This is a genomic window from Promicromonospora sp. NPDC059942 (assembly GCF_042731755.1).
Taxonomy (GTDB): domain Bacteria; phylum Actinomycetota; class Actinomycetes; order Actinomycetales; family Cellulomonadaceae; genus Promicromonospora.
The window spans coordinates 25,882-32,475 of record NZ_JBHWLR010000018.1 but is presented as its reverse complement, the minus strand read 5'-3'; the positions used below and the strand labels follow the sequence as shown (position 1 = coordinate 32,475).

General features: G+C 74.9%; 4 protein-coding genes. 1 reads left to right on the top strand and 3 read right to left on the bottom strand.

Features of this window, described 5'->3' with window-relative positions; translation table 11 throughout:
- Positions 1 to 72: 72 nt before the first annotated feature.
- The 3 genes from ACFV9Q_RS23600 to ACFV9Q_RS23590 all read right to left on the bottom strand — a co-directional run bounded on the left by ACFV9Q_RS23600 (position 73) and on the right by ACFV9Q_RS23590 (position 5,673).
- The gene (locus ACFV9Q_RS23600) at positions 73 to 1,740 is read right to left on the bottom strand and encodes an amidohydrolase family protein (RefSeq protein ID WP_377236429.1); all 1,668 of its coding nucleotides are present in this window, start codon (positions 1,738 to 1,740) and stop codon (positions 73 to 75) included.
- Positions 1,737 to 3,671 carry a beta-N-acetylhexosaminidase gene (locus ACFV9Q_RS23595; RefSeq protein WP_377236428.1) on the bottom strand — a complete coding sequence of 645 codons (1,935 nt, stop codon included), beginning with the start codon at positions 3,669 to 3,671 and terminating at the stop codon, positions 1,737 to 1,739. The genes ACFV9Q_RS23600 and ACFV9Q_RS23595 overlap by 4 nt, the downstream gene beginning before the upstream one ends.
- Before the next feature lie 121 nt (positions 3,672 to 3,792).
- Positions 3,793 to 5,673, bottom strand: coding sequence for a propionyl-CoA synthetase (locus tag ACFV9Q_RS23590; protein ID WP_377236427.1), 1,881 nt, complete (start codon positions 5,671 to 5,673; stop codon positions 3,793 to 3,795).
- A 233-nt stretch (positions 5,674 to 5,906) separates the two neighbouring features.
- On the opposite strand from ACFV9Q_RS23590, the gene ACFV9Q_RS23585 reads away from it, so the two are divergent.
- Positions 5,907 to 6,563: a hypothetical protein gene (locus tag ACFV9Q_RS23585; protein ID WP_377236426.1), complete on the top strand. Its 657-nt coding sequence runs from the start codon at positions 5,907 to 5,909 to the stop codon at positions 6,561 to 6,563.
- Positions 6,564 to 6,594: the final 31 nt, after the last annotated feature.

The following is a 6,594-nucleotide window of genomic DNA, read 5'->3' as shown; positions in this document are numbered from 1 at the left end:
CCCTCTCCCCTCCTTCTTTCCTCTCCTTCCGCCCCCGAAAAAAGAAACACCCCCGGGCCTCGAAGGGGATCGTCACGAACCTGAGACGGGCCGCAGGCCGTGCCCCGGCGTCTCTCCCGTGAGGGCGCCGTCCGCCAGGACGGGCACCCCGGCCACCAGCACGTCCTCGATGCCCGTGGCCGGCGTGCGCGGCTGCTCGTACGTCGCCTCGTCCTGGACCCGGCCGGGGTCCACGAGCACCAGGTCCGCCACGGCCCCGGGCGCGAGCCGGCCGCGGTCCGCGAGGCCGAACCGGCGGGCCGCCCGGGCCGACAGGTGCTCGGCCGCGTCCCACCAGCTCCACGAGCCGCGGCGCACGTGCTCGTCGAGGAACCGCGCGAAGGCGCCCCAGCCGCGGGGATGCGGCCGGCCGCCCCGGTAGATCGCGTCGGACCCGGCGAGGTGGCCCTCGTACCCGGCCAGCGTGCGGACCGACTCGGGCGAGTTGGTGGGCGGCTGCGCGAACACGCAGCTCGCGCGCAGCGCGGTGATCGTCAGGATCTCGACCACGGTGTCGGGGGCCGAGCGCCCGAGCCGGGCCGCGACGTCGGGCAGGGTCATGCCCTCGGCCCATTCCATGCCGGGCACGGACGCGAAGGTGATGCGCGGCCAGAGATCCGTGAGGCCGGCGAAGTGCTCGCCCAGGCGCCAGGCGAGAGCGGGGTCGCGCAGGGCGGCGACGGTCGCGGCGGCGTCGGCCACGGGGAGCCACGTGGGCAGCGCGACCATCGACAGGATGGAGCAGCCGCGCAGGTAGGGGTAGGAGTCGTAGGTCAGGTCGTGACCCGCGGCGCGCGCCCCGCCGATGTGGTCCAGCAGGTCGCGGGCGGGACCGTGCAGGTGGGACACGTGCGTGGCGACGCCGGACGCGCGGGCGATCCGCAGCAGCTCGTCCAGCCCGGCGACGCCCTTGTCCTCGTAGCCGCGCATGTGGCTGACGTGCGGCAGCCCGCGCGCGGCGACCACCTGGGCGAGCGCGATCAGCTCCCGCTCGTCGGCGTAGGCGGCGGGCACGTACTCCAGCCCGGTCGACAGGCCGCAGGCGCCGTCGTCCAGGGCCTGCTCCAGCAGCCTCACCATGGCCGCGATCTCGTCGTCCGACGCCGGGCGCTGCGCCGCCCCCAGCACCCGGTACCGGAGGGTGCCGTGGGGCGCGAGGTACGCGACGTTCACGGGCACCGTGCGGTGGTAGGTCGTCAGGAGGTCGCCCACGGACCCGCCCGCGAACGCGGGGTGGTCGCCGTCGATCGCGGCGAAGTACGTGCTCGCCCACGCGTAGGTCGCGGGGTCGGACGGCGCGAAGGACACGCCGTCCTGGCCGGTCACGACCGTGGTGATGCCCTGGCGGAGCATCGCGAGCTGCACGTCCGGCTCGAAGACGGCGGCCTCGGCGTGGGTGTGCGCGTCCACGAAGCCGGGCAGGGCGACGCGGCCGTGCGCGTCGAGGGTCCGGGTGTCGGGCCCGGTGCCGTCCGGGGCGGTGTCGTCCGGGGCGGTGTCGTCCGGGGCGGTGTCGTCCGGGGCGGTGCCGTGCGGGGCGGTGTCGTCCGGTCCGGCGCCGTCCGGCGCGGCGAAGTCCCGCGCGCCCGCGCGGGTGATCGCCGCGATCCGGCCCCGCACGACGTGCAGGTCCAGCGGTTCGGACAGGGTCCCGTCGGGTTGCGGCAGGCGGGCGCCGCGGACATGGACGGTGCCGGTCACACGTCGCCCTCGGGGCTCCGCTCGTCCGACGGGCTCTGCTCGTCCGACGGGCTCGGCTCGTCCGAGTGGGTCTGCTCGTCCGGCGAGGTCTGCCCGTCCGACGGGGTCTGCTCCGGCAGGTTCTGTTCCGGCAGGTTCTCGACGCCGCCGTCCTCCCGCCAGCCGCCGAGCCCCGCCCAGCCGCCGACGGCGGTCTCGGCCGCCAGGTCCCGCGGGTAGCCCTGGACACCGGGCCGGGTCTGCCAGGGGTGCGGCCCGGCGAGCGGCCGGTACTCGACGCCGTACGCGTCGAGGCGCGGCAGGTGGTGCCGCTCCAGCCGGTCCAGGAACTCCTTCGATGCCGCCGAGCCCGGCTCCCGGTCGCCGCGCGGCGACCAGACGACCTCGGCGAACGCGGCCAGCCGGGGATAGGTCGCATAGTCGACCCGCCGTGCGCTGTCCAGATGCTCGGTCCACACCTGGGCCTGCGCCCCGAGCAACCGCCCCTCTTCCCGTTGAGTGCTGGGTATCTGCGGGTCCGAGGCGTGCTCACCCAACAAATACCCAGCACTCAGCGCGGGTGGGAGGGGGTCGAAGGAGTAGACGTCCTCGATCGTGCGCAGGAAGCCGACCGGGATGGGTTCCGCGGGGTGCTCGCCGGCCCGGTGGTCCAGGTAGACGGCCTGCTCGGGCGCCATGACGACGTCGTGCCCCGCGGCGAGCGCGGCCGCGCCCTGGGCGTACCCGCGCCAGGACGTGACGATCACGTCGCGCGGGAGCATGGGCGAGACGGCCTCGTCCCAGACGACGGCGCGGCGGCCCGCGGCGGACACGTGCTCGGCGAGCCGGGCGACGAACCAGCCGTGGAGCTTTCCGACGTCGACGGCGCCGTCCGGCCCGAACAGGCCCAGCGCCCGGGCGCGCTCGACGATCTGCGGCGACTCGCGCCAGAGCGTCGGCGGCACCTCGTCGCCGCCGAGGCCGATCCAGGGCGAGTCGAAGACGTCCAGCACCTCGTCGAGCACGTGCCGGAAGAACGCGAGCGAACCCTCGGAGGGGTCGAGCACGTCCTGGCTGATGCCCCAGGTGGTGCGGACGCCGCTGCGGTCCTTGCGCGTGCCGAGCTCGGGATAGGCGGCGACGGCGGCCTCGACGTGGCCGGGCACGTCGATCTCGGGAACCACGGTGATGCCCCGGTCGCGGGCGTAGGCGACGATCTCGCGCAGGTCGTCCTGCGTGTAGAAGCCGCCGTGCGGACGGCCGTCGCGGGAGCCCGTGCGCCAGGTGCCGACGGTCGACTCGCGCCGCCACGCCCCGGTGCGCGTCAGCTCGGGGTACCGGTCGATCTGCACGCGCCAGCCCTGGTCGTCCGTGAGGTGGAGCTGCAGCACGTTCAGCCGGTGGGCGGCGGCGAGGTCGACGAACCGCAGCACGTCGTGCTTGGGCAGGAAGTGGCGGGCGACGTCGAGCAGCACGCCGCGCCAGGCGAACCGCGGATGGTCCTCGATCCGCACGGCCGGGAGCACCGGCCCTGGCGGCGCGCCGCCCGCGCCCCGGTAGTCCGCGGGCGCCCGGCGGAACGCCGCGGGTCCGGCGAGCTGGCGCAGGGTCTGCGCGGCGGCGTGGGCGCCGGCGAGGTCGGCGGCCTCGACGCGCACGGTCGCGGCGGTCGCCGCACCCTCGGCCGTCGCAGGCCGCGCGTTCACCTCGACGCGGTAGCCCCCGGTGGGCAGGTCGGAAGCGAGCGCGAGCACGACGTCGGCGGGCCCCTCGGCCACCGGAACCAGGTCGATCCCGAAGGCCTCCTCCGTGACCCGCCGCCACCAGCGCGCGGCCGGCCGCAGGGCCGGGTCGGTCAGGACCCGCGCGCCGTCCCGGAGCAGCACCGAACCGCCCGGCACCTGCGTCGACGCAGGCAGGGGAACAAGGCCAGGATCTCCGGGCGAGTGCACGCCGCACACCCTAGCGCGGCACCCCCGCCCGGACGCGGCAGCCCGCGTCGAACGTAGGGTCGCTCGCCGCATGAGCGCTCATGCGCCGACGGACCCTACGTTCGACGCAACGATGCCGGCGTCAGTTCCGGCGGAGGATCGGCTCCAGGGCAGCCAGCACTGACGGGTCCTCGATCGTCGAGGGCACCGCGGGGTGCTCGCCGTCGGCGAGCTGGCGCATGGTGCGTCGCAGGATCTTGCCCGAGCGCGTCTTGGGCAGCCCGGCGACGATCTCGACGTCCTTGAACGCGGCGACCGGGCCCATCTGGTCGCGCACCGCGGCGACGAGCTCGGCCGCGACGCCCTCGGGATCGACCCCGGCCTTGAGCACCACGAGCCCGCGCGGCACCTGCCCCTTGAGCGCGTCGGCGACCCCGATCACCGCGCACTCGGCCACGGCGGGATGGCTTGCCAGCACCCCCTCGATGGCGCCGGTCGACAGGCGGTGACCCGCGACGTTGATGACGTCGTCGGTGCGGCCCATCACGTAGACGTAGCCGTCGTCGTCCACGTAGCCGCCGTCGCCGGAGAGGTAGTAGCCGTCGAAGGCGGCGAGGTACGAGGAGAGGTACCGCGCGTCGTCCCGCCACAGCGTGGGCAGGGTCCCGGGCGGCAGCGGCAGCCGGAGCGCGAGGCTCCCCTCCTGGTTCGGGCCCGCGACCGAGCCGTCCGGCAGCAGCACCTGCACGTCGAAGCCCGGCACGGGCACCGAGGGCGACCCGGCCCGGGTGGGCATCGGGTCGAGCCCACGCAGGTTGGCGACCACGGCCCACCCGGTCTCGGTCTGCCACCAGTGGTCGACGACAGGCACGCCGAGGATCCGGCCCGCCCACTCGTAGGTGCCGGGGTCGAGCCGCTCCCCCGCGAGGAACAGGTGCCGCAGCGAGGTCGTGTCGTGGGCGGCCACGAGGATCCCCTCCGGGTCCTCCTTCTTGATGGCCCGGATCGCGGTCGGGGCGGTGAACAGCGCCTCGACGCCGTACTCGGCGACCACGCGCCAGAACGCGCCGGCGTCCGGCGTGCCGACCGGTTTGCCCTCGTAGAGCACGGTGGTCGCGCCCGCGATCAGCGGCCCGTAGACGATGTAGGAGTGCCCGACCACCCAGCCGACGTCGGACGCCGTCCACCACACCTGGCCGGCCTCGATGTCGTAGATGTTGCGCATCGACCAGGCCAGCGCGACGGCGTGCCCGCCGTTGTCGCGCACGATCCCCTTGGGCCGGCCCGTGGTGCCCGACGTGTACAGGATGTAGAGCGGGTCCGTCGCCGCGACCTCCGCGCAGGGCGCGGGATTGGTGCGCCCGGCGTGGATCGCGGTCGCCCAGTCCAGGTCCCGCCCCTCGACGAGCGTGGCGACGGCCTGCGGCCGCTGCAGCACCACGCACGACGACGGCTGGTGGTCGGCCAGCTCCAGCGCCCGGTCCAGCAGCGGCTTGTACTCCACGACCCGGCTGGGCTCGATACCGCAGGACGCCGACACCACGACCTTGGGCTGCGCGTCGTCGATCCGCACGGCCAGCTCGTTCGCGGCGAACCCGCCGAACACCACCGAGTGCACCGCGCCGAGGCGGGCGCAGGCAAGCATCGCGACGACCGCCTCCGGCACCATGGGCATGTAGATCACCACGCGGTCGCCCTGTTCGACGCCGAGGTCGCGCAGGGCGCCGGCGAACGCCGCGACGTCCTGCAGAAGGGTGGCGTAGCTGATCGTGTCGGAGTCGCCGGTGACCGGGCTGTCGTAGATCAGCGCGGTCTGGTCGCCGCGGCCCGCGATGACGTGCCGGTCGAGCGCGTTGTAGCAGGTGTTGAGCCGCCCGTCGGGGAACCAGCGGTAGAACGGCGCACTGTCGCCGTCGAGCACCCGGGTCGGTTTGTGGAACCACGAGACGAGGGCCGCCTGCTCGCCCCAGAAGCCCTCGGGGTCGGCGAGGCTGCGCCGGTAGACGTCCGCGTAGTCGGCCATGGGCCCTCCAGCTCTCCGCCGCGGACCCCGGTGTCCGCGCCGCTGCCAGTGTGCCCCGGAGGTGCGGGATCGTCGAGTGGGCGGGACGGCCGGCGTCGTCCCGGCGAAGTGCGCTTCTACCCAGCCATCTGGCCCGAAATCGGGGTGATTCCGGGCCCAATGACTGGGTAGAAGCGCACATCTGACCGGCGGCTCGCGCGCAAGCGGCGTCGGCCTCGGGACACATGCCGGGTATGAGCCCGTTTCGAGCACCACTCCGCGTCCTCGGTACCGGCCTGGCCGGGGTCCTGCTCCTCGGGGCGTGCGCCGGCCCGGCAGGTCCCGGATCGGACGGCCCGGCATCGGACGGGGGCCGGCCCCGCGACACGACGGCGTCCGCGCCGCCCACGCCCGCGTCGCCGGGCGCGGTGAGCGTCGTGACGACCGTCCTCCAGGAGGGGGACGGCCCGGCCGAGCTCTGCCTGGGCGGGCTGGCCGAGTCGTACCCGCCCCAGGGCGGCGGACCCGAGGTCGCCGGGTGGGACTGGGACGCCGTCGAGGGCGAGGAGTCCGCGCAGGGCACCACCTGGGGCACGTACACGGTGGAGGGCACCTGGGACGGCGAGACGTTCCATCTCACCGGGACGGGCCCCGCCCCGGCCGAGCCGCCCGCGTCCCCCGACGACCCCCGGCTCGCGCCGGACAACGCCGGGGCGGCCGGAGCCGGATCCGCCGCCGACGAGCTGCACGACGAGGTGTACGGCGACCTCGACGCCCTCGCCGGCTGGGTCGAGAACGGCTACGTCTGGGTGACGGTCGTCTACGACGACGGGAGCATCCAGCGCTACGCCGACGACACGTACGGCGCCGACACGGTCGTCGTGCAGTCGGCGCTGCAGGACGTCGGGTAGGCGGGCCACGCGATCGGACCGGCGCAGACCC

Excerpts from the sequence above, each read along its gene's own strand:
- ACFV9Q_RS23590 (WP_377236427.1), bottom strand. The coding sequence starts at position 5,673 with ATGGCCGACTACGCGGACGTCTACCGGCGCAGCCTCGCCGACCCCGAG.
- ACFV9Q_RS23585 (WP_377236426.1), top strand. The coding sequence starts at position 5,907 with ATGAGCCCGTTTCGAGCACCACTCCGCGTCCTCGGTACCGGCCTGGCC.